The sequence below is a fragment of the Streptomyces sennicomposti genome, from assembly GCF_019890635.1.
GTDB lineage: Bacteria > Actinomycetota > Actinomycetes > Streptomycetales > Streptomycetaceae > Streptomyces > Streptomyces sennicomposti.
This window is the reverse complement of the sequence record NZ_JAIOAB010000024.1, coordinates 73,289-95,602: the sequence shown is the minus strand read 5'-3', so window position 1 is coordinate 95,602 and position 22,314 is coordinate 73,289. Positions and strand designations below refer to the sequence as shown.

21 protein-coding genes are annotated in these 22,314 nt (G+C 71.7%); 13 read left to right on the top strand and 8 right to left on the bottom strand.

The annotated features are described in order from the left end of the window. Positions 1-105: 105 nt before the first annotated feature. Both K7787_RS16100 and K7787_RS16095 read right to left on the bottom strand, forming a co-directional pair. Positions 106-624: a DUF6584 family protein gene (locus K7787_RS16100; protein WP_223001824.1), complete on the bottom strand. Its 519-nt coding sequence runs from the start codon at positions 622-624 to the stop codon at positions 106-108. Positions 625-943: 319 nt separating this feature from the next. Then, on the bottom strand, positions 944-1,249 hold the full coding sequence (locus K7787_RS16095; RefSeq protein ID WP_043261747.1) for a hypothetical protein: 306 nt from the start codon (positions 1,247-1,249) through the stop codon (positions 944-946). 214 nt (positions 1,250-1,463) lie between these two features. Between K7787_RS16095 and K7787_RS16090 the strand changes: the two genes are divergently transcribed. After that, on the top strand, positions 1,464-1,937 hold the full coding sequence (locus K7787_RS16090; protein WP_009188818.1) for a carboxymuconolactone decarboxylase family protein: 474 nt from the start codon (positions 1,464-1,466) through the stop codon (positions 1,935-1,937). 280 nt (positions 1,938-2,217) lie between these two features. Here the strand turns inward: K7787_RS16090 and K7787_RS16085 are convergent, their stop codons facing one another. Beyond that, the gene (locus K7787_RS16085; RefSeq protein WP_223001823.1) at positions 2,218-3,210 is read right to left on the bottom strand and encodes a helix-turn-helix domain-containing protein; all 993 of its coding nucleotides are present in this window, start codon (positions 3,208-3,210) and stop codon (positions 2,218-2,220) included. A gap of 347 nt (positions 3,211-3,557) precedes the next feature. On the opposite strand from K7787_RS16085, the gene K7787_RS16080 reads away from it, so the two are divergent. The 4 genes from K7787_RS16080 to K7787_RS16065 all read left to right on the top strand — a co-directional run bounded on the left by K7787_RS16080 (position 3,558) and on the right by K7787_RS16065 (position 8,997). Continuing rightward, positions 3,558-4,259, top strand: a complete 702-nt coding sequence (locus tag K7787_RS16080) for a KpnI family restriction enzyme N-terminal domain-containing protein (protein ID WP_223001822.1) — start codon at positions 3,558-3,560, stop codon at positions 4,257-4,259. A 56-nt stretch (positions 4,260-4,315) separates the two neighbouring features. Then, on the top strand, positions 4,316-5,749 hold the full coding sequence (locus tag K7787_RS16075) for a ParB N-terminal domain-containing protein (RefSeq protein ID WP_164389617.1): 1,434 nt from the start codon (positions 4,316-4,318) through the stop codon (positions 5,747-5,749). Further along, positions 5,746-7,551, top strand: coding sequence for a DEAD/DEAH box helicase (locus K7787_RS16070; RefSeq protein ID WP_223001821.1), 1,806 nt, complete (start codon positions 5,746-5,748; stop codon positions 7,549-7,551). Before K7787_RS16075 ends, K7787_RS16070 begins: the two co-directional genes overlap by 4 nt. Before the next feature lie 162 nt (positions 7,552-7,713). Next, positions 7,714-8,997: a DNA cytosine methyltransferase gene (locus K7787_RS16065; protein ID WP_223001820.1), complete on the top strand. Its 1,284-nt coding sequence runs from the start codon at positions 7,714-7,716 to the stop codon at positions 8,995-8,997. On the opposite strand, the gene K7787_RS16060 is transcribed toward K7787_RS16065, so the two are convergent. Together K7787_RS16060 and K7787_RS16055 are read right to left on the bottom strand one after the other, a co-directional pair. Further along, a complete protein-coding gene (locus K7787_RS16060; protein WP_308036371.1) occupies positions 8,994-9,455 on the bottom strand; it encodes a very short patch repair endonuclease in 462 nt (153 codons plus the stop codon). The genes K7787_RS16065 and K7787_RS16060 overlap by 4 nt on opposite strands. Positions 9,456-9,660: 205 nt before the next feature. Continuing rightward, complete coding sequence (locus K7787_RS16055; RefSeq protein WP_223001819.1) at positions 9,661-10,689, bottom strand: SEC-C metal-binding domain-containing protein; 1,029 nt, start codon at positions 10,687-10,689, stop codon at positions 9,661-9,663. A gap of 608 nt (positions 10,690-11,297) precedes the next feature. Here K7787_RS16055 and K7787_RS16050 point away from each other — a divergent pair. The 4 genes from K7787_RS16050 to K7787_RS16035 all read left to right on the top strand — a co-directional run bounded on the left by K7787_RS16050 (position 11,298) and on the right by K7787_RS16035 (position 14,989). Then, entirely contained in the window at positions 11,298-12,563 is a 1,266-nt protein-coding gene (locus tag K7787_RS16050) for an amidohydrolase (RefSeq protein ID WP_223001818.1), read from the top strand. 96 nt (positions 12,564-12,659) lie between these two features. Then, positions 12,660-12,986, top strand: coding sequence for a DUF6412 domain-containing protein (locus tag K7787_RS16045; RefSeq protein WP_223001817.1), 327 nt, complete (start codon positions 12,660-12,662; stop codon positions 12,984-12,986). Positions 12,987-13,233: 247 nt separating this feature from the next. After that, positions 13,234-13,962 carry a YidC/Oxa1 family membrane protein insertase gene (locus tag K7787_RS16040; RefSeq protein WP_223001816.1) on the top strand — a complete coding sequence of 243 codons (729 nt, stop codon included), beginning with the start codon at positions 13,234-13,236 and terminating at the stop codon, positions 13,960-13,962. Positions 13,963-14,131: 169 nt separating this feature from the next. Then, positions 14,132-14,989: a fumarylacetoacetate hydrolase family protein gene (locus K7787_RS16035; RefSeq protein ID WP_009188801.1), complete on the top strand. Its 858-nt coding sequence runs from the start codon at positions 14,132-14,134 to the stop codon at positions 14,987-14,989. 295 nt (positions 14,990-15,284) lie between these two features. On the opposite strand, the gene K7787_RS16030 is transcribed toward K7787_RS16035, so the two are convergent. From K7787_RS16030 to K7787_RS16020, 3 genes are all read right to left on the bottom strand, one after another. Continuing rightward, on the bottom strand, positions 15,285-16,163 hold the full coding sequence (locus K7787_RS16030) for an LLM class F420-dependent oxidoreductase (RefSeq protein WP_223001815.1): 879 nt from the start codon (positions 16,161-16,163) through the stop codon (positions 15,285-15,287). A 110-nt stretch (positions 16,164-16,273) separates the two neighbouring features. Next, positions 16,274-16,714 (bottom strand): heme-degrading domain-containing protein, encoded by a 441-nt coding sequence (locus tag K7787_RS16025; RefSeq protein WP_009188799.1) that lies wholly within the window; start codon positions 16,712-16,714, stop codon positions 16,274-16,276. Positions 16,715-16,806: 92 nt separating this feature from the next. Next, positions 16,807-17,895: a Gfo/Idh/MocA family oxidoreductase gene (locus tag K7787_RS16020; protein WP_223001832.1), complete on the bottom strand. Its 1,089-nt coding sequence runs from the start codon at positions 17,893-17,895 to the stop codon at positions 16,807-16,809. A 199-nt stretch (positions 17,896-18,094) separates the two neighbouring features. On the opposite strand from K7787_RS16020, the gene K7787_RS16015 reads away from it, so the two are divergent. From K7787_RS16015 to K7787_RS16000, 4 genes are all read left to right on the top strand, one after another. After that, complete coding sequence (locus K7787_RS16015) at positions 18,095-19,282, top strand: ROK family transcriptional regulator (protein ID WP_372456649.1); 1,188 nt, start codon at positions 18,095-18,097, stop codon at positions 19,280-19,282. Positions 19,283-19,500: 218 nt separating this feature from the next. Next, complete coding sequence (locus K7787_RS16010) at positions 19,501-20,256, top strand: GntR family transcriptional regulator (RefSeq protein WP_009188796.1); 756 nt, start codon at positions 19,501-19,503, stop codon at positions 20,254-20,256. A gap of 163 nt (positions 20,257-20,419) precedes the next feature. Beyond that, positions 20,420-21,544, top strand: coding sequence for a TIGR03364 family FAD-dependent oxidoreductase (locus K7787_RS16005; RefSeq protein WP_223001814.1), 1,125 nt, complete (start codon positions 20,420-20,422; stop codon positions 21,542-21,544). Between the two features lie 14 nt (positions 21,545-21,558). Then, entirely contained in the window at positions 21,559-22,314 is a 756-nt protein-coding gene (locus K7787_RS16000) for an HAD family hydrolase (protein ID WP_282107265.1), read from the top strand.

The following is a 22,314-nucleotide window of genomic DNA, read 5'->3' as shown; positions in this document are numbered from 1 at the left end:
GGGGCAGTGGGGTCGGCAGTGCCGGCCGGATTTGATTCCAGCCCGGGGGCGCGGGTACCCGTGGCGGGCTGGGCGGGGCCCCCCGCCGGCCCCGGACCGGCCGAGTCACTCGAAGAGGGCGACGAGTCCGTTCACCCAGATCGCGAAGAACACGACGACCGCGAGGATCACCGCCAGAAACCTGACCCCTGTCAGGACGTCACGGAAGGCGCTCTTCCCGCGGCCGTCCGCCGCCCCGGCGGAGGGAGGCGCGTCCCAGTCGACGGGACGCCCCATGGCCTCGGAGCACTCTGCCCGTACCGCGGCCAGTCGCTCCCGGGCGAAGGCGGTCCCGGCGAGCGACTCCGGACCCTGCCAGGCGAGCGCCCGCATGCGCTTCGGGGCCGTGTCGTACCGCGCCTCGAAGGCGGCGGTCTCGGCCGCGTCCCGGTCCTCATCGAGGTACATCCAGCGCCCGGCCTCCGCGGGGTCCCCGTACAGGCGGTACACCTCGGCCAGACGCCGGCGGAGCGCCAGGTCGTCGGGGAAGGACGACACCAGCCCGCGCAGACGCTGACGCGCGACGGGCACCCGACCGGCGGCCAGGTCCGCGTCGACTCGGGCAAGGGTGTCTCGCAGGGGCATGAACAAATGATCGGGTACGGCGGTGATCACCGTCGCCCGGTTTTCCGCCGCGGACGGCGACGGCACCGACGCGGGCGGACCGACCACCGCGCCCGTCGGCGACCGGCCCCGGGCGGACTGGCCCTCGGCGACCGGACCCCGGCTACCGGTTCCGGACTACCGATGGTCGACCGCTCACCGGTCGCCGGTCACCAGTTGTTGGTCACCTGTCGCCGGTCACCAGTTGCTGGTCACCAGTTGTCGGTCATCGGTCATTGGCCACCCGTCACCGGTCCCCGGCCATCGAGGATTGATCGGGATCACCGACGCCGGTGGTGGCTCACGCGGCGCGTCGGTCGGCGACCGCCCAGGAGGCGAGGGCGACGGCCCCGGCGACGCCGAACACGGACGGCCAGGCGCCGACCTTCTTGGCCAGCGGGTGCGACCCGGCGAACGCGGCGACGTAGGCGGCGGTGAGCGCGCCGGCCGCCTTGCCGCCCGCCTGGCGGCGCCACTGCTGCGCGGCGGCGGCCCCGGCGACGGCCAGCACGGCCCCGCCCAGCTGCCGCTTCTTGGTCCAGCGCGCCACGCCGTACCCACCGACGAGCCCGCTCGCGGCGACCACTGCCGTAGGAACCTTCGCCATCATTTGCCTCCCGCAGACACCGAACAGAAGCCGAACAAAGCGAGGCTAACCCGCACAAGGACCCGCCCGACGCCCGCCCCTGCGAACCCGACTCCGAGGCTCGCCCCCATGAGACTCAGGTCACACCCACGGGTCCCCTCGCCGCTGTCACACAAGGACGCCGGGCTCCGTTGTATCTGTGCAACCACGACGCAGCACGGACGAGGAGCCCACGATGGAACCCCGCATCAACTACTTCGAGAACGCCGTCGCCGCCAAGTTCCTCCGCTACATCAACTCCGCGGGCAAGGTCCTCTCGGACTCGGGACTGCCGGCCGCGACGCAGGAACTGGTGAAGATCCGCGCCAGCCAGATCAACGGCTGCGGCTTCTGCACCGACATGCACACCAAGGACGCCGCACACGCCGGCGAGACCGCCCAGCGTCTGCACCTGGTGGCCGCGTGGCGGGAGGCGAAGGTCTTCACGGACGCCGAGCGCGCGGCCCTGGAACTGGTCGAACAGGGCACCCGCATCGCGGACGCGGCGGGCGGCGTCCCGGACGAGACCTGGGAGAACGCCGCGAAGCACTACGACGAGGACCAACTGGCCGCCCTGGTCTCCCTGATCGCCCTCATCAACGCCTACAACCGAGTGAACGTCATCATCCAGCAGCCGGCGGGCGACTACGAGCCGGGCATGTTCGGCTGACGCCCTCGACTGCCCCCGCCTGCACCGCCCCGGCTCACACTCGGCGAGCCGGGGCGCCGGGGTGCCGGGGTGGTAGGGATCCCGGCACCCCGGCCTGCACCCGTCGCATCGGCCAGAAAGGGGTGAAAGGGGCGGCAGTGCTGCTCCGTGTTTCGAAGGCGACACGAGGGATTCGAAGGCGACACGAGGGATGTGAAGTGCCAACTGCACGGCGGCATAACCCCTTTCCCTGTCATGCGGGACACGGGCGGCTGCCTCGGGGCAGGGCAGTGCCGGCGCACTACCCGAGCGCCGCTCGCAGGATGGCGCCGGCGTCATCTGTCGCACCCTTCTCGTGCAGGACCAGAGCCACCGTCATGACGTCCTGCTTGGCCTGGTCCCGGCCGAAGACGTGGATCAGATCATTGGCCAGGCGGTCGCGCTCACACTGCCTCAGCTCGACCACGACCTGCGCGGTCTCAGCCGGAGTCAGCAGTTCTGTCGTGCTCTGCCGAAGCAGGGTGAACGCGAGATCCTCCCTCCCCTCGCCGTCCAGCTCCCTGGCCTGCGCCACTAGCTGCCGTGCCGCCGACATGTCTTTCATGCTCTGCTGCCGGTCCCTGTGCTGATGGGGGACCGGCAGCAGAGCCCTGTTTGTACGCGCCGCCGCCGGACGTTCTTCCGGGCCGGCTTCAGCCGCCAGCGCGCGGCCGTCCCCCTTGGTCTCTGCCCTCATGGCCTCGACTGCTGCGTGCAGTCTTGCGGCCTTCCGTCTGGCCGACCGCAACCGGGCTGTGTCCCGCTTCCGCCGCAGCTGATAGGCATCCCGCTCCGCCTGGTGGGCTACGCAGGCCGGGCAGGGGGCGTTGAGCTGCCGCATCAGCGAGTCGATGCGTTCGCTCAGCTCCGAACAGTGCTTGCAGCTTCGCCGCTCCGCTGCGGCACTGGAATGCAGGGTCAGCAGCGCTTCGCGGGTCATTCCGGTGTCCTGGCCGCTGGCGGCGGCGTCAGCGGAAGCCTCCCCGTACAGGCGCTCAACGAATTCCCGGCTGGGAACCCTGGTCTCGTTCAGGTAACGCGACAACATGTCTGCCGAGCAGTTCAGCCGTCTTGCCGCCTCGGCCTGTTTGGGCGGGTTTCCTCCCGGTCCGTCCGGCTCCTGGGATCTCAGCAGTCGGCACAACGAACGCAGTGCCAAAGCGAGTTGGCGCTTTCTGGGCGGCACGTTGCCGGGGATTGCCTTCCCGGGGTCCAGCCAGGCAGGCCAGACCCTGCTGCTTACGTCTGATGACATGCGATCAGCCCTCCCCGTGCTGTTCCGGCGCAGCGGGGCAAGTCTGGCCCCAGCTCCCGCCTGTGACTGGGTCATTGTGCCTCAGAGGGCGTTGTTGCCACCACAATTACCGGTTTCTCTTAGCGGGTTGGACTTGCCTTCTGCGAGCAAGTCCAACCCGCTGGAATTGCTTTACCCGGGCAAGCCGGGAAAGGGCTGGACTTCCGTCCGTGGCGTGGTGTCAAACTGGATGAGCCTGCTGGGAAGCGGGGGAACGCGGAGCCCATGTGCCGCCTACTGTCAGTCGCAGTTGCTGCACTCTCCGAAATAAATGGCGTGTCATCGGCACGAGTTCGCGGAGGTACTAAATGGAAGAATTCCCGTCCTTTGAGGACAAGAAGCTCGGCAGCATGGCGCGGGCCGCGCTGTGGCTCGTTACTGTCGTGGGTGAGGGGAACATCTTCACCAAGGCCCAGCTGCGTGAGGCGATCCCGGACGTCGCGCAGATTGACCGCAGGCAGCGGGACCTGCGCGATCACGGCTGGCGCTTTGACACGAGCCGTGACGACCCCTCCCTGCGCCAGCAGGAGCAGCGGTTCGTCGCCAGGGGCGCCGACGTCTGGATCCCGGGCAAGTCGAAGGCGCCGAAGCACAAGTCCGGCCTGACCGCTGCCCAGCGCGCCAAGGTTCTGCAGGGCGACAACCACCTGTGCCGCTCCTGCGGGATCGGGGCCGGCGAAGCGTACGAGGACGGGGGCGGTCTGGAACTTTCCAAGCTCAACGTCTCCAGGCGTAAGGTGCTCCACGCCGACGGCACGACCGAATACCAGCTCGTCACGGAGTGCAAGAGGTGCGGTATCGGCGGCGGAGCCGACCGCGAGGTCGACCTCGGGGCCCTGCTGGAACTCGTGGAGAACCTCTCCTCGCTGGAGCGGCGCCTGTTCGCCAAGTGGATCGGATCGGACCAGCGCTCGTTCAGTCCGCTCGAGAAGATCTGGGGCATCTACCGGACGCTGCCCCAGGAGTCGCGTGACGCGATGGCGCGGGCCATCGGCGACATGGCCGACTGATTCAGGACCGGCAACGGAAACTGGCAGGACCGGCGACAGAAGGGACGGGGAAAGACATGGTGCGGGAGTTCCCGCCGCCGCCGCGGGCGGAGCAGTTCAGTCAGCTGATCAAGAGGAGGCTGGAGGAGGTCAGGGCCGCCGGGGGTACACGGGAGACCGTCACGGTCGACTGGAACGGGCAGCAGATTCACGTGGACGTGATCGACCTTCCGCTGAGTGACCTCTATCTCAACCCGGGTACACATCGGATTCGCGCCCAGCGCACCCATAAGCCGGACCAGGACCGCAACCTGGACGAGGACCCCTTCGGGGAGGCCGGCCAGGATTACCTGCGCAGTCTGCTCCAGGCCAAGCCCTCTGATCCGGAACTGCGGGACCCCGACTTCGACAAGCTCAAGGAGGATCTGGACAAGTTCGGCCAGAACGACCCGGGGCTGGTGACCCATCACGGCGTGCTGGTGAACGGCAACACGCGCGCGGTGGCTCTGCGGGAGCTGGGCAGGCAGTCGATGAGGGTGGGAGTGCTCCCTTCCTCGTTCACGCAGGCCGACATCGACGCCGTGGAGCTGGCGCTCCAGCTGCGTCAGGACCAGCGGCGCGACTACTCGTACATCAACCGGCTGATCGCCATGAAGGAACAGGCGGCGCTGGGCCGGACGCCGGAGCAGATCGCCAAGGAGTTCCGGATCCGGACGTCGACGTACCACCAGGAGCGGTGGATCCTCAGCACGATCGAGGAGCTGAATGTCCGCAGTGCGAGCGGCGGGGGCGTCGCGCTGCGGCTTGTCGACTGGGAAGGGGCGCAGGAGCGCCTCAAGGAACTCCAGCGCCTTTACATGAAGCTGGAGGGCCTGGACCGGGACCAGGCCGAGATCGTGAAGGAACGCCGGCTGGCGGCGATCCTGCTGAACTTCTCGAAGACGGACGTGCGCCACATCGACGAGGACTTCCTGACGGAGGGGTATCTCGAAAAGGAGCTGCCGCCGGAGCTGGCCGACAGTGCGACGGCCGCCCAGCCCGAGTCGGTCTCCATCCCCGGCCTGGGGCTGGAAGTGCCCGCCGCCTCGTCTGCTGTATCGGCGGCCCGTGCCCTGAACGACCGCATCCTCCGGGCGGCGGCGACGGTCCGTAGTACGGCGGAGGGGGTACCGGACAGCGAAAGGGCCTCGGCGCAGGCACTGCTCGACCAGGCCCGGGAGGCCTTCGACCGGGCCATCGAGAGTTCCGGCCGTGACCGCCGGCTCCGCAAGCGCAAGCAGCTCGCGCCGGCCCGGCTGGCGGACGCATGCGTCAACATCGACCAGTGCGTCATCGAGCTGGTCCAGGCCCGCACCTCGAACAGCCTGGACGAGGAGGCCTTCGACGAAGCCGTGCTCAAGCTGCGGGGCAGTCTGCTCAAGCTGGCCCAGCAGGCCGGGCGCGGGATTCCGAACCCGGGCGACGGTGTCTCCTGGCTCCTCGCCGCCGCCACCGCGGAGGGAACCCGGTGACGGAGGCGTCCCTGAACCTGGGGTTCGATGACACGCGTACCCGTGTGGTCCTGCGGACCACCGACCAGTACCGGCAGGACCTCGTCCAGCTGGCCGCCCGGTTCCGTACCGGCGGCCAGCTGGGCCCGCTTTCCGCGTCGGTCGCGCTCGATGACCTCCTCGCGAACCTGACTGTCCTCAGCGGCTGGCCGGATTCCGCAGGTGTCGTCTGGTCCCCGGAACTCCTGGACCTCGTGTCCGGCGTGGTCAGGGACGCCAGACTGGTCGAGGAACGGCTGTCTGGCTCTGGCGCGCCGCGGGAGGTCGCCGCTCATGATGTGCTGGACATGCTCGGAGACACCTGGAGGGAAGACCTCAACGCCTTCCAGCGCCGGGATGTGGCCAAGCTGCTCTCGCTCGGGCACGGGGCCAACTTCAGCGTGCCGGGCGCCGGCAAGACCCGTGTGGCGCTCGCCGTGTACGCCGCGCAGCGGGCCCAGGGAGCCGTTACCAGGCTGCTGGTCGTCTGCCCCAAGTCGGCCTACGAATCGTGGCGTTACGAGACCGCCGTCTGCTTCAGCTATCCGCTGCGCACCCATGTCCTGGACGGCTCCCTGGACGAGTGGGCCGAGGTTCTCATCGTCAACTACGAACGGCTTGACCGATCGCTGCCCCTGCTTGCGAACTGGCTGAAGTCGGCTCCCTCGATGATCATCCTTGATGAGGCTCACCGGATGAAACTCGGGGTGCGTGGTACGTACGGTGCCGCTTGCATGTCGCTGGGCCCGCTTGCGAAACGCCGGCTGATCCTTACCGGGACACCGGCCCCGAACGGATCCAAGGACCTGGAGAACCTCCTGGGTTTCGTCTGGCCCGGCCACGGCCAGCGCACGGTGACCCGGGCGGTGGCCGGCGGAGACCTGGCCTACGCGAGCACGGTCCTGCGGCCGTTGTTCACCCGGACCACCAAGCAGGAACTCGGCCTGCCGCCCATGACCCTCCGGATGCGTTATGTGGCAATGCCGGACCTGCATGCCGAGATCTACAGCTCCCTGGTCGGCGGAATCACCAACGGCACGGCGCGCGACGATCTCAGCGCACTCGGCAAGACCGCATTGCGCCTGCTGATGGCAGCGACGAGTCCAGCCCTGCTGCTGGAGGGCGCCACCAGGTACGAGCCGCTGGCCTACCAGCTGCCCCCGCTGGAGATCCCGGCGGGGAGCTCGCTGTATTCGCTGATGCAGAACCTGCCGGACTACGAGTTGTCCCCGAAGTACAAGGAAGCGCTGGCGATCATCGCTGAGAACGCCGCGCAGGGCCGCAAGACGCTCGTCTGGACGACGTTCGTGCGCAGCCTCACGACCTTGGCGCAGATGCTGGAGAAGTACAGCCCGGCGGTCGTCTACGGCGGCACGCCGGACAGGGAAGAGCAACTGCGCCGATTCCGGGAAGACCCCAGTTGCATGGTGCTGATCTCGAATCCGGCGACTCTGGGCGAGGGGATCAGCCTCCATCACGTGTGCCACGACGCGATCTATGTGGACAGGGATTTCATGGCCGGCCGCTTCCTCCAGAGCCTCGACCGGATCCATCGACTGGGCCTCGCACCCGACACAGAGACCCGTGTCACAGTGCTGGCCGCGCGGGACACCATCGACGAGGTCGTGGAGATACGGCTTGACCAGAAGCTGGAGTTCATGGGCAAGATCCTCGACGACCCCACGGTGCAGCAGCTCGCGGACCTTGAGGAGGAGCCGCCAGTCGCTGCGGGACTGGCTCCGAGTGACGTGGAGGCGCTGCTGCGGCACATGAGCAACCGCTGACTACCACGACCGGCTCTCTGGCCCCCCCGGGCTGTCCCGGGCGGGGCCAGAGAGGCTGGGTAAATGGGAGACTCTTGGGGTCAAGGGAACCGAGAGTCTGCGTTTGAGCAGTGACTCTGGAACACTTGGCGTCGGTTTTGAGTCACTTCCGGGAGGAGCGCCATGCGCCCCAGCGGCCGCGAGCGTCCGCAGTTCACGTCGCCACTGACCTCCGTCGAGATCTGTGCGGGGGCAGGCGGGCAAGCTGTTGGACTGCATTCGGCAGGCTTTGATCACTTGGCTCTCGTCGAGTGGGACGCGCACGCCGTGGAGACCCTGAAGGCGAACGTCGGAGGCTGGCCCGGGTGGGGCGAGCAGCGCGCCCAGGGCCTCACTCCGATGGATGTGAAAGAGTTTCTGGGATCGGAAACGCATGAGGAGCTTTCCGTCAAGCCTGGCAGGCTTGATCTTCTGGCGGGTGGCGTGCCGTGTCCGCCCTTTTCGCTCGCTGGAAAGCGATTGGGCAAAGATGATGAACGGGATCTTTTCCCGGATGCGCTGAAGATTATTGCTGACCTAAGGCCCAGGGCTGTGATGATCGAGAATGTGCGCGGTATCCTTGAGCCTCCTGAGGTGTTCATTGACTATCGCAGGGACATTCTTAATACGCTCCGGTCCTATGGGTATGTAGTGCCCAGGATCGAAGACCACTGGTCCGCAGAGAAGCAGGACTATGTCATGCGCAGTGTCTGGCGCAGGATGGATGCGAAGTTCTTCGGGGTTCCCCAGTTGCGTCCTCGCGCCATTTTGGTTGCGATTCACGAGGATGCCCTGGATGGGAGTCCTTTTGAGTTTCAGTGGCCGCTGAGGATTGACGAAGAAGAAGCGACAGTGCTCGATACTCTCGATGAGAGCATGGCGGAGCGCTGCCGTGAGTTCTGGGACAAGAACGAAGACGGAAAGCGTGCCAGGCGTGGCGAACGGACTGGTGAGGCTGTCTACCTGGGCTGGCAAAATGCCGCACGGAAAGCCAAGGCGGCAGGGAGGGGCATCGCGCCTACCCTGGTAGGAGGGTCACGGAAGCATGGTGGCGCGGACCTGGGGCCCACCCGTGCCAAGCGGGCATGGGCAGCACTGGGCGTAGACGCGATGGGCGTTGCGAATGATCCGCACGAGTGCGACCCGAAGCGCGATCTGTTCAGGCCTGCCGGTCCGATGCTGACGGTTCAGCAGGCGGCTATGATCCAAGGGTTCCCGGAAGGCTGGAAATTCCAGGGAAAGAAAACGGCCCGCTACCGGCAGGTCGGCAATGCCTTCCCTCCGCCGGTTGCGGAAGCGGTAGGAAGGGCTATTGCCGCCGTTCTGCGTCCGGAGGCTCGCGACGAGCTGCTCAAGGGGTACATCATGGACACCGGCGGCAGTGAAACGGAATCTATGTCTTCTGAGCAGATGGTGTTTCCCGTTTAGGGCTTCTGCGGCTTTGGCCGGCGCTCAGCCACCGATTCTGCGATCTGCTGGGCGCAGACTTCGGATGGCTCGTGTTCCCAGAAGCGGAGGACGAGCCATCCGGCCTCCTGGAGTTGTTGATCGGTGTCCCGGTCGCGCTGTACGTTGCGTACCACTTTTTCGGACCAGTAGCCAGAATTAGTCCTAGGCGGGACGTAGTGTTCCGGGCAGCCGTGCCAGTAACAGCCGTCAATAAAGACAGCGACCTTGGCCGGTCGGAAGACCATGTCTGCTGTGCGGCGCAGGTTCGGCAGTGGGCGGGCGGCCACCCGGTACCGGAGGCCCTGGGCGTGGACGAGCCGGCGGATCAGCTTCTCGGGCTTCGTGTCGCGGCTGCGAATCGCTTGCATGTTGCGCCGACGCGCCGCTGACGAGGCCCAGGAGCCTTCGGGAGCTTTCCACTCAGGAGCTTCAGACACACCGAAGAGAGTAGTCCGGCGCCAAGCCGACGTGGGCGGCCTGTCCATGACAGCCCCAGCCCGCTGACGCAGACGGGCCGGTTATCCAGGCCGCCCTTGGCCGGTGGACCCGAAGCCAGCTGAGGGCGGGCGAAACGTACGGGCAGAGGCGAGGGCGCGTCGGCACGGATGGCGGCTGACAGGCACCATGGTTGCCTCCGGTATGTCAGTCCGTGCCGTGGCACTCGCCGTACGCCGTTCCCGAGCCGCACCAGCACTCCTCCGCCCGCTGCGGAGGCCAGGCCACCGCTCGGCCGCGGGCTGCCAGGGTCGTCGCGTACTGGGGGAGGAGGGTCGGGTCCGAGGGGGATGTGGCCTCCGAGGCGGCGAAGGCCTCGTAGGAGGGGACCGTGCCGGTGACGATGCCCAGGTTCGGGGTGCCGGAGGCGGACAGTTCCCGTAGCGACGCCTCTATCGTCGCGAGGTGGGTCTCGTGGGTCGGGTACTCCGTGCTGAGGTCGGGGTACGCCGCGAGGAGCTCGGCCAGTTCGGGCGCCGGCCAGTGCAGGACCGCCACCGGGAACGGGCGGGACAGGGCCTCGCGGTAGGCGCCCAGTTCCGCGTTCAGGCGCGTGATCTCCGCCCTCAGCTCCGCCGGGTTCTCCGAGCCGAGGGACCACACCCGCTTCGGGTCGTGCAGTTCGTCCAGGGAGACCGGGGCCGAGTGCAGCGCGTCGGCCAGGGTGTCCCAGTCGTCGTGGGCCGCGCCCAGCATCCGGCGGACGCGGTGGCGGCCGTACAGGAGGGGGTGCGTGGCGTACGGCGGTTCCGGGACGTCGGTGAGCAGCAGGTCCACCGCCTCCGTGAACGTCTTGTGCGCCTGCTCCAGTTCGTCGTGGGTCTCCAGGGACTCCGCGATGATCACCCAGGGCGCCGGATCGCGCGGGGCGGTGGTGCGGATGCCCTCGATGATCGCCCTCGCCTCGGCCTCGTGGCCGAACTCCCAGAGGTTGGCCGCCTTCAAGGCGCGGACCAGCGCGGCGTTCTCCAGCGGCTCGGGGGAGGCGAGCAGGCGGTCGTAGAGCGCCGCCGCGGCCGGGCGGTCGCCGGACAGTTCCAGGTGGGCGGCGGCCTGGACGAGGAGAGCCTCGGCGTCCTCCGGGTACAGGCCGGCGGTCCGCTCCAGGCGGGCCGCCTCGGCGGCGTGGTCGACGTTGGCGTTCGCGGCGGCGTGGGCGGGCGTGTCGGGGCGCATGGGGGACACCGTAGCGCCGGTCGGTGACAAAAAGGAGGTATCCGCTGGCCGGGGGCGGGCGGTAGGCCAGGGGTGTGGGCGGTAGGCCAGGGGCGCAGGAGGCAGGCCAGAGGCGCGGGCGGTTTACCAGGGGGCGGCAGGCCAGAAGGGGGTGGAGGGTCCGGGGTGAGGGGAAGGCCGTCTCCGATCGCCCAGGGCGAGTGAAGGCCCCCTCGGATCGCCCAGAGAGAGGGGCGGCCATCCCCGGATTGCCTGGGGTGAGTGAAGGCCGTCTCCGGATTGCCTGGGGTGAGTGAAGGCCGTCTCCGGATTGCCCAGGGCAAGGGGAAGGTCGTCGTCCCGGATTGCCCGGCCGTGGGGAGCGGTTACGCTCGGTCCAGGTCCGCCGTGGCCCCTCAGCGTGCCGTGCGGTTCCCGCGTCCCGGGCCGCCGAGGCCGTGGTTCCGAGCGCCGGCACCGCGGCCTTCGGAGCCCACGGGGGCCGTGGTTCCCAGCACCACGACCGCGGCCTTCGGAGCCCACGGGGGCCGTGGGCCCGAGCACCACGACCGCGGCCTTCGGAGCCGCCGGAGCCGTGGTTCCGAGCACCCCACCACCACGGAGTCGCCATGCCCCACCGCCCCGACCGCCCCCACCCCGTGCTCGCCGGCCTCGACGGCGTCCGTGCCGAGCTGGAGGACCTCTACCGGGACCTGCACCGGCATCCCGAACTCGGGCTGCGCGAGCACCGTACGGCCGGCAAGGCGGCCGAGGCCCTGCGCGCGGCCGGCTACCAGGTCACCGAAGGCGTCGGCGGGACCGGCGTGGTCGCCGTGCTGGCCAACGGCGACGGGCCGGTCGTCATGGCCCGCGCCGACATGGACGCCCTCCCGGTGCGCGAGCGGACCGGTCTGCCCTACGCCTCCACCGTCACCGCCCCCGGCGACGACGGCGCCGAGCAGCCGGTGATGCACGCCTGCGGCCACGACCTGCACGTCACCTGCCTGATCGGCTGCGCCCGGCTCCTCGCCCGGGCGAAGGACGCCTGGCGCGGCACCTTCGTCGCGCTGTTCCAGCCCTCCGAGGAGAAGGGCGACGGCGCCGACGCCATGATCGACGACGGGCTGACCTCCCGGGCGCCCACGCCCGACGTCGTCCTCGCCCAGCACGTCCTGCCGTTGCCCGCCGGATACGTCGGCACCCGCTCCGGGCCGTTCCTGTCCGCCGCCGACAGCCTGCGCGTCACCGTCCACGGACGCAGCGCCCACGGCTCCTCCCCGCAGAACGCCGTCGACCCCGTGGTGATGGCCGCGATGATCGTCGTACGCCTCCAGACCGTCGTCGCGCGCGAACTGGCCGCCACCACCCCCGCCGTCGTCACCGTCGGCAGCATCCACGCCGGTTCCAGCCCCAACGTCATCCCCGACAGCGCCGTCCTCCAGCTCAACATCCGCACCTACGACGACTCCACCCGCGCCCAGGTGCTGCACGCGGTCGAACGCATCGTCCGGGCCGAGTGCCAGGCCTCCGGCTCGCCCGAGGAACCCGAGTTCGAGCGCATCGCCACCTTCCCGCCCACGGTCAACGACGACGCCACCACCCGCCGCGTCGCCGAGGCCTTCGCCGCCCACTTCGGCGACGACGCGCACACCGTGCCCCTGCACACCGCAAGCGAGGACATGAGCAAGATCCCGCAGGCGTTCGGGGCGCCGTTCACCTACTGGGCCATCGGCGGCATCGACCCCGCCCGGTACGCCGAGGCCGCCGCCGCCGGCACCGTCGACCAGGACATCCCCGTCAACCACAGCCCCTACTTCGCCCCCGTCGTCCAGCCCACCCTGGACACCGGCGTCAGCGCCCTGGCCGTCGCCGCCCTCGCCTGGCTCGGGACATGACGGACGTCACCCCGCGGGCCCGATGCCGCGGAGAAGCCTGTATAAGAGAGGGAGACTGAGACCGAGAGCGTTCGCGTGAGAGAGGGGGAGTCGGCCGTGATCCGTCACCGGGCCGGGGCACGCCCCGCCGCCGCGCTGCTCCTGCTCTCGCTCGTCCTCCTCCAGCTCGCCCTGCTCGACGCGGGCGGCCTGCACGCCGCCGTCGCGCTCGCCGCGACCGCGACCACCGCCGCCTCGGCCCTCGTCGTCTGCGCGCTGCTGCTCGCGCGCTGCGCGCCCGCCGTGCCGCCCACCCGGGTGCGTACGGCCATCCGCGACCGGGATCTGCGGACGGCCTTCCTGCCGCAACGGGACCCCGACGCCGCGGGGCGGCGCCGGCCCCGAGCCCCCGGGGCCGCCCGCACGACGACCGTCGTCGCGTAGGGCATCGGCGCGCCTTTCCTTCTTCCTTCTGAGTTCTTCCGAGTTCCTTCCGGGGATCTTCCGGTTCCGGCTTCTGGTTCCGTCTTCCGGCTCCGGCTCCGGCTCCGTCTTCCGGCTCCGGCTCCGGCTCCGGCTTCTGGTTCCGGCTCCGGCTTCTGGTTCCCGGTCTCTGGTACCGCCGTCTGCCCCGCACGGGTCGTCACGCCGCCATGTCCGCATCGCGACGAGACCCCCGGAGGGCTCACCCATGTCCGTCTTCCCCTTCTTCGCCCGGCTCGTCGAGCAGCTCGCCGAGCTGCTCCAGCCCGTGTTCCACGCGTCCTCGGCCGCCGCGGCCATCGTGCTGTTCACCGCGTGCGTACGGCTGCTCGTCCATCCGCTCTCCCGGGCCGCCGTCCGCGGCCAGAAGGCGCAGGCGGCGCTGCGGCCCCGGATCGCCGAGCTGCGCGAGAAGCACGCCAAGAACCCCGGCCGGCTGCAGAAGGCGCTGGTCGAACTGCACGCCGAGGAGAAGGTGTCCCCGCTGTCGGGATGCCTGCCCAACCTGCTCCAGCTGCCCGCGTTCTTCCTGCTCTACCACCTGTTCTCCAGCACGGCCATCGGCGGCGACGGCAACGGGCTGCTCTCGCACCGGCTGTTCGCCGCGCCGCTCGGCGGGCGGTGGTCCGACGCGCTCGCCGACGGCGGGGTGTTCGGGGCGGCCGGGATCGTGTACGTCGGGCTGTTCGCGGTCGTGGCCGCCGTCGCCACGTTCAGTTTCCTGCGGGCCCGGCGCGCCGCCGCGGGCGGTGACACCGGCGGTGCCGCCCTCGGCGGCGGCAAGCCGGTGCCCGGGCTCGCCGCCGTCGGCAAGGTGGCGCCGTTCCTGTCCTTCGGCACTCTCGTCACCGTGGCCGTCGTCCCGCTGGCCGCCGCGCTGTACGTGGTGACCAGCACCGCGTGGACCGCCGTCGAACGGGCGCTGCTGACGCGCTGAGCGCGCGGCGGGCGCCCGCCGGCCGGCGCGCCTACGGTCCAGTACGTGAACCGGGTCTTGCGGAGTGGACCGCGGGATTGGACGATCGGACAAGTCCTCCGTCCGCCGCGGCCGCCGCACCCAGGCCGCGCCGGCCGGTGGGCTGCCCGCTGACAAGGGAGTTGGGACCATGAAGCTGCTGCGAGTCGGTACGGCCGGGGCGGAGCGGCCCGCGCTGCTGGACGGCGACGGGACGCTGCGCGACCTGTCCGGCGTCGTCGCCGACATCGACGGCGCGCTGCTCGCGGACGCCGCCGCGCTCGGCCGGGTCCGGGCCGCCGCCGACGCCGGGGAGCTGCCCGCGCTGGACGCGGACGGGCTGCGGATCGGGCCGCCGGTCGGGAGGATCGGCAAGGTCGTGTGCATCGGGCTGAACTACCACGACCACGCCCGCGAGACGGGGGCCGAGCCGCCCGCCGAGCCGGTGGTCTTCCTCAAGGCGGCGGACACCGTGGTCGGGCCGGACGACACGGTGCTCGTGCCGCGCGGGTCCGTGAAGACGGACTGGGAGGTGGAGCTGGCGGTCGTCATCGGGCGCACCGCCCGCTACCTGGAGACCGACGAGGACGCCCTCGCGCACATCGCCGGGTACGCCGTCGCGCACGACGTGTCCGAGCGCGAGTTCCAGATCGAGCGGGGCGGCACCTGGGACAAGGGCAAGAACTGCGAGACGTTCAACCCGCTCGGACCCTGGCTCGTCACGGCCGACGAGGTGCCCGACCCGCAGAACCTGTCGCTGAAACTGTGGGTCAACGGCCGGCTGCGGCAGGACGGGACCACCGCCGAGCAGATCTTCCCGGTCGCCGAAGTCGTCCGCTACGTCAGCCGGTTCATGACGCTGTACCCGGGTGACGTCATCAACACCGGGACGCCGGCCGGGGTCGCCATGGGGCAGCCCGAGCCGAAGCCGTATCTGCGGTCGGGGGACGTGGTGGAGCTGGAGATCGAGGGGTTGGGGCGGCAGCGGCAGGAACTGAAGGAGGCGTAGGCGCTCCGCTGGGGGCGGGGGAGGGCGGTGCGCTCTCGGGCGTGCGGGTGCGGCTGCGGGTGCGTTGTGGCCGGGCGCGCCGTTCCCCGCGCCCCTCGCCTACCGGGGTGGGGGTGCGGGGAGTTCGGTGGGTGCTTCGCCGTTGTGGCTGGGCGCGCCGTTCCCCGCGCCCCTCGCCCACCGGGGCGGGAGGTGCGGGGAGTTCGGCGGGTGTTTCGCCGCCGTGGCCGGTCGCGCCGCTCCCCGCGCCCCTTCTTCGGGCCGCCGGGTTCTTGGCAGCCGCCCCTGCTCGTGCTCAGCCGAGGAGCGAGGCGAGCCTGCGCCACTCCGCCCTCGGGAGCGCGTTGCGGTTCTCGTCGCCCGTGACCACCTGGAGGGCCACGTGGTCCGCGCCCGCCGTGCGGAACTCCTCGATGCGCGCGCGGATGCGGGCCTCGTCGCCCCAGGCGAACACCGCGTCCACCAGGCGGTCGCTGCCGCCGTCCCGTACGTCGTCCTCGGTGAAGCCCAGGCGCAGGAAGTTGTTGGTGTAGTTCGGCAGCGCCAGGTACATCGCCAGATAGCCGCGGGCGGTCGTCCGGGCGGTCTCCGGGTTCTCGTCCAGGACGACCTTGAACTCCGGTGCCAGCAGCGGCGCTTCGCCGAGGATCTCGCGGGCGCGGGCCGTGTGCTCGGGCGTGACCAGGTACGGGATCGCGCCCGCCGCCCGGTCCCGGGACAGCTCCAGCGTCTTCGGGCCGAGCGCGGCCAGCACCCGCCGCCCGGCCGGCGCCTTCGCGGCGTCCAGCGCGTCGAGATAGGCGACCAGCGCCGAGTACGGGCGGCGGTACTGCTCGGCCAGCTTGGCGTGGCTCACCCCGAGTCCGAGCACGAACCGGCCCGGGTGGGCCGCCTCCACCTCGCCGAAGGCGGCGGCGCTCTCCTCGGCGTCGTACTGCCAGATGCTCTGGATGCTGGTGCCGACGGTCAGCGTGGACGTGGCTTCCAGCAGCGGGAGCGCGTGCCGGGGTGCGCTGCTGCCGCCGAGCCAGGCCGCGCCGTAGCCCAGCTCCTCCAACTCGGCGGCGGCCTCGGCGATCTCGCCGCGCAGCTCGGGCTCCTCCGCGCGCAGGCCGACGCTCCAGACGCCGTACCGGCCGACCGTCTCCTTCAGCGGGGCTGCCGTGTCGCTCATCGGTTCCATCCCTCCGGGCGGGGTTGCCGTGGTCGCGCGCATGATCGCCGCGCCTACAGCCAACCCCAACCGGAGGGGCGGCGACGGTATTTCCGGCCGCCGCGCCCGGACTACTTCGCCAGGAACCGCTCCAGCGCCTCCACCACCAGCCGGTGGTCCTCCACCTGGGGCAGGCCCGACACCGTCACCGCGCCGATCACGCCGGCCCCCTCGACCGTGATCGGGAAGGAGCCGCCGTGCGCCGCGTAGACGTCGGGGTCCAGGCGGGAGGAGTCCTCGAACGTCGTGCCCTTGGCCCGGAAGCGGGCGCCGACCAGGTAGGAGGCGGCGCCGTAGCGCTCCACCACCCGGCGTTTGCGGGCGATCCAGGCGTCGTTGTCCGGGGTGGAGCCGGGCAGGGCCGCGTGGAAGAGCTGCTGGCCGGCGCGGTGGATGTCGACGGCGACGGGCGCCCGCCGCTGCCGCGCCAGCTCCACCAGCAGCGAGCCGAGCGCCCACGCGTCGTCGTGGGTGAAGCGCGGCAGGACCAGGCGGCGCTGCTGCTCCTCCAGCTCCTCGACCGTGGGAGCGTTCCGGGTATCGGGCTCGGTACCGGTCCGGGTATCGGTCCGGGTGTCCGGCACGGCGTCGGTCCTGGGGTCCGTCACAGCGTCACCGTCACACCGTCGCGGGCCGAGCGGCGGGCCGCCTCCAGGACGTCCAGCGCGGCGGCCGCCTCGCGGGCGGTCACCGGGTTCGGCGCGCCCTCGCGCAGGGCGGCGGCCACGGCGGCGTAGTACGCCGGGTAGTCGCCGGGCAGGGTCGGTACGGGGCTGCCGCCGCCGGTCGCCGGCGACTGGCCCGCGCCCACGCGGCCCCACAGCGACTCCTCCTCCCGGCCCCAGGCGTCGCCCTCGGTTCCGGGCCGGCGCCCCTTGCGCAGGGCCGCCTCCTGCGGGTCGAGGCCGTACTTGACGTAGCCCGCCTCCGAGCCCAGCACGCGGAAGCGCGGGCCGAGTTGGGCGGTCGTCGCGGAGACGTACAGGTGGGAGCGGACGCCGTTCGCGTGGGTGAGCGCGAGGAACGTGTCGTCGTCGGCCTCCGCGCCCGCGCGGCGCACCACCGCCTCGGCGTACACCTGGGTGACCGGGCCGAACAGGACCAGGGCCTGGTCGACGACATGGCTGCCGAGGTCGTAGAGCAGACCGCCGATCTCCGCCGGGTCGCCCGACTCGCGCCAGCCGCCCTTCGGCCGCGGCCGCCACCGCTCGAACCGGGACTCGAACCGCCAGACGTCGCCGAGCGCGCCCTGCGCGATCAGCTCGCGCAGGGTCAGGAAGTCGTTGTCCCAGCGGCGGTTCTGGAAGACGGACAGCAGCAGCCCGCGCTCCTCGGCGAGGTCCGCGAGGGTGCGCGCCTCGGCCGCCGTGCCGGCCAGCGGCTTGTCCACGACCACCGGCAGGCCCGCCTTCAGCGCCGTGGTGGCGAGCGGGACGTGCGTCTTGTTCGGGGAGGCGATGACGACGAGGTCGAGGTCGTCGGCGCGGGCGAACAGCTCGTCGGCGCCGGCGACCGTGCGGACGTCCGGGAACTCCGCGCGGGCCTCGGCCTGCCGCTCCTCGTTCGAGGTGACGACCGTGTCGAGGACCAGGCCCTCGGTCGCGGCGATCAGCGGGGCGTGGAAGACGGAGCCGGCGAGGCCGTAGCCGATCAGGCCGACGCGGAGGGGGGCACCGGGCGCGGTGCCGGTCATGGGGCCAGTCATGCCTCCCACTTTCGCAACGCTGTTGCCAAAGTGCAAGCGCGGGAGAGAATGAGAGGCGTGGGTCGCGGCGCGGGCGCGTGAACGCGCCGGTGGGCGCGGTGAGGAGTGGTGGAGCGGTGCGGAAGGCGGGGTGGGCGCGGTGACGGCCGAGGCCGGGTCCGGCGGCGGGGCGGAGAGGGCGCAAGCGGTGAGTTCGGCGGCCGGAGGCGTCTCCGGGGCGCCGGGTGGCGCCGCGCGGCTGCCCGGCGGTCCCTCCGGCGTGAACCTGCTCGGGCTGCGCAGTCACAACGCCGCGCTGGTGCTCGATCTGCTGCGCCGGGCGGGGGCCGACGGGATCAGCCGGCTGGAGCTGGCCGAGCGCACCGGGCTCACCCCGCAGGCCGTCAGCAAGATCACCGCACGGCTGCGGGAGCGCGGGCTCGCCGCGGAGGCGGGCCGCCGGGCCTCCACCGGGGGCAAGCCGCGCACGGTGCTGCGGCTGGTCCCGGAGGCCGGGCACTCGGTGGGCGTGCACGTGGACCGCGACGAGGTGCGGGCCGTCCTGGTCGATCTGAACGGCACGGTGGTCGGGGAGCGGCTGCGGCCCCTGGACCTGGAGACGGCGGCGGGGGCTCAGGCCGTCGTCGAGGCGGTGGCCGCGCAGGCCGAGGCGCTGGTGGGCCAGGTGCTCGGGGCGGACTCCGCGCGGGCGGCGTCCGCCGCGACGCTGGTGGGCGTCGGGGTCGCGCTGCCCGGGCCGCTCGACCACCGGCGCGGGGTGCTGCACCGGGTCACCGGGTTCCCGCAGTGGGACGGCTTCCCGCTGCGCGACGCGCTCGTCCGGCGGCTCGGCGTGCCCGTCGTGGTCGACAAGGACACCAACGCGGCCGCCCTGGGCCTCGCGCTCACCGCCGCCGAGGACGGCGGCGGCTCCTTCGCCTACGTCCATCTCGGTACAGGACTGGGCGCGGGACTGGTGATCGGCGGGACCGTGCACCGGGGGGCGCGGACCGGGGCCGGGGAGTTCGGCCACCAGGTGATCCAGCTCGACGGACCGCCGTGCGGATGCGGTGACCGGGGGTGCCTGGAGGCGCTGTGCCTGGCGGCCGTGGAACGCGGGGACGTCGAGGAGGCCGCGCGGGTGCTGGGCGTGGGGGCCGCCAACCTCGTGGGGCTGCTGGACATCGACCGGGTGCTGCTCGGCGGCCGTACGGTCGCGGGGGCGCCCGGGGTGTTCGCCGCCGGGGTGGGGGAGCGGGTGGCCGCGCGGGCGGCGCGCGAGGGCGTGCCGGGCGAGGCGGTGCCGGTCCTGGCCGTGCCGGGCGGCGCCCGGACCGTCGCGGAGGGCGCGGCACAACTGCTGCTGGCGCCGGTCTTCGGACGGGGGGAGGGGTGAGGGGGGGACGCGCGCCGACATCCACGTGACCGGCCCCCGACGCGCGCATGAGCGCCCCCCTTAAGCACCCGGGACCTACCCCGAGTCGCGCGCGGGTCGGTGCCGAGTCCCCCGTGACCGGCCCCCGGCGCACCCGGAGCCGGGCGGCCGTGGCCGAAGCCCGCCCCCGCCGCGCCCGTGAGTGGAGCCTCCCGCCCCCGGTCTGCGACGATCCCCGGGTGGACTACCCGAACGACCAGGCCCCCGGCGCCCCGGTCCGCTCCGGCATCCCGGAGCACGGCCGGATTCCCAAGTACTACGCGGTGAAGGCGAGGATCGACCGCCTCGTCGGCGAACTGGGGGAGGGCAGCCCCATCCCCACCGAGCGCGATCTGTCCGAGGAGTACGGCGTCGCCCGCGAGACCGTGCGGCAGGCGCTGCGCGAACTGGTGCTGGAGGGCAAGCTCCGCCGCCGGGGCCGGGGCACCGTCGTCGCCGGGCCCAAGCTGGAGCAGCCGCTGTCGCTGGCCAGCTACACCGAGGGCGTGCGGCGGCAGGGCCGTACCCCCGGCCGCACCCTCGTCTGTCTGGACCGCTTCCCGTGCCCGGACGCGCTCGCCGAGGAGACCGGGCTCAGCCGGGGCGAGCCCGTCTGGCACCTGGAGCGGGTGCTGCTCGCGGACGACGAGCGGGTCGGCCTGGAGAGCACCTACGTGGCCGTCGCCCGGGTGCCCCGGCTGGACGCCGACTTCGACCCCGACTCCTCCTTCTACGCCTATCTGCGCGGCCTCGGTCTGGCCTTCGGCGACGCCGACGAACGCATCGAGACCGTACTCGCCACCCCGCGCGAGGCGCTGCTCATCGGCACTCCGCCCGCGCTGCCGATGCTGCTGATCCACCGCGCCTCGCGGGACACCGAGGGCAGGCCGCTGGAGCGGGTACGCAGCCTGTACCGGGGCGACCGCTTCTCCTTCACCGCCCATCTGCGTGGCTGAAACCTGACGTACCCCCGCCTCCGCTCGCTGAGAGAAAGGCCACTCCCGCCCGGGACTGAGATCACGAAAAGGTAACGGGTCTAGCCCAATCGTGATGGCTCGTTCAGGCTCTCGTTGTCAGCCGGACTCTTCCGGTTCTCCGTACGCGAGGAGCGTTGCCGTCGTGAAAGTGACAGTCGTCGGAGCCGGCGTGGTGGGCACCATGCACGCCTGGCAAGCAGTGGAACGCGGCCACGAGGTCGTACAGATCGAACGCGAGGCCGAGGCGCGCGGCGCGTCGCTGCGCAATTTCGGCCAGATCTGGGTGAGCGGCCGGGCCTCCGGCGAGGAGCTGGAGACCGCGCTGCGGGCCCGTGAGCTGTGGGAGGAGATCGGCGCCCGGGTGCCCGCGCTGGGCTTCCGCGCCAACGGCTCCCTCACCCCCGTGCGCGGCGAGCTGGAACGGGCCGTCGCCGAGGCCGCGGTCGCCCGCCCGGACGCCGCCGCCCGCGGCCACAAGCTGCTGACCCCGGCCGAGGCCCGTGCCCTCAACCCCGCCCTGCGCGGGGAGTTCGACGCGGCCCTGTACTGCGAGCGGGACGCCGCCGTCGAGCCGCGCACCGCGCAGCTCGCCCTGCGCGCCGCACTGCTCGGGCGCCCGAACTACACCTTCCTGCCCGGCCGCGAGGTCCGCGAGGTCGTCGGCGCGGGCGCGGTCCGCGACGACCACGGCGACGTGCACCACGCCGACGCGGTGGTGCTGTGCACGGGCGCCTGGCTCGGCGGGCTGGTGCGCGAGCTGGCCGGGCCCGACCTGCCGGTGCGGCGGGTGCGGCTGCAGATGATGCAGACCGACCCGCTGGGCGAGCCGCTGACCACCTCGGTCGCGGACGCCGACAGCTTCCGCTACTACCCGGCGTACGCCTCCGGCGCGCTGGACGCGCTCAACGCGGCGCAGCCGCAGCCCGAGACCGCCGCCGCGCACCGGATGCAGCTGCTCATGGTGCAGCGCGCCGACGGCGGGCTGACCATCGGCGACACCCACGAGTACGAGCACCCGTTCGCCTTCGACACCGTCGAGGACCCCTACGACCACCTCACCGGGGTCGTGGAGTCCCTGCTCGGCCGCCCGCTGCCGAAGATCCGCCGCCGCTGGGCGGGGGTGTACGCGCAGTGCACCGACCCGTCCCGCGTGGTGCACCGGCAGCAGGTGCGCGACGGGGTGTGGCTGGTCACCGGGCCCGGCGGGCGCGGCATGACCTGCTCCCCGGCGATCGCCGAGCGGACCGCCGACGAACTGGGCTGGTGAGAGGGAACATGAACATGACCGACACGCACACCTCCGGGACCCCCGGCACCTCCGGGACCCCCGCCGCCTCCGAGACCCGCGACGCGCGGGAGCTGCGCCTCGTCGTCCTCGACATGGCCGGCACCACCGTCGCCGACGGCGGCCTGGTCGAGCGGGCCTTCGCCGCTGCCGCCGCCGAACTCGGCGTCGAGCCCGGCTCGGCCGACCACGCCGACAAGCTCGCCTACGTCCGCGCCACCATGGGCGAGTCGAAGATCTCCGTCTTCCGCCACCTGTTCGGCGCCGAGGACCTCGCACAGAAGGCCAACGCCGCCTTCGAGCGGGCGTACGGCGAACTGGTGGACGGCGGGCTCGTCGCCGAGATCCCCGGCGCCCGCGAGGCGATCGAGGAGATCCAGGCCGACGGCCGCACGGTGGTCCTGACCACCGGCTTCGCCCGGGTCACCCAGGACGCCATCCTCGACGCGCTCGGCTGGCGCGACCTGGTGCCGCTCACCCTGTGCCCGGCCGACGCGGGCGGCCGCGGCCGGCCGTACCCCGACATGGTCCTCACCGCCCTGCTGCGCACCCGGGCCGCCGACGCCGTGCACCAGGTCGCCGTCGTCGGCGACACGAGTTACGACGCGCTCAGCGGCGTACGCGCCGGCGCCGGCCTGGTCGCCGGGGTGCTGACCGGGGCGCACACCGAACCCGAGCTGCGCGCCGCCGGCGCCACGCAGGTGCTGCCCTCCGTGGCCGCGCTTCCCGCCCTGCTCCGAGGAGAACGATGA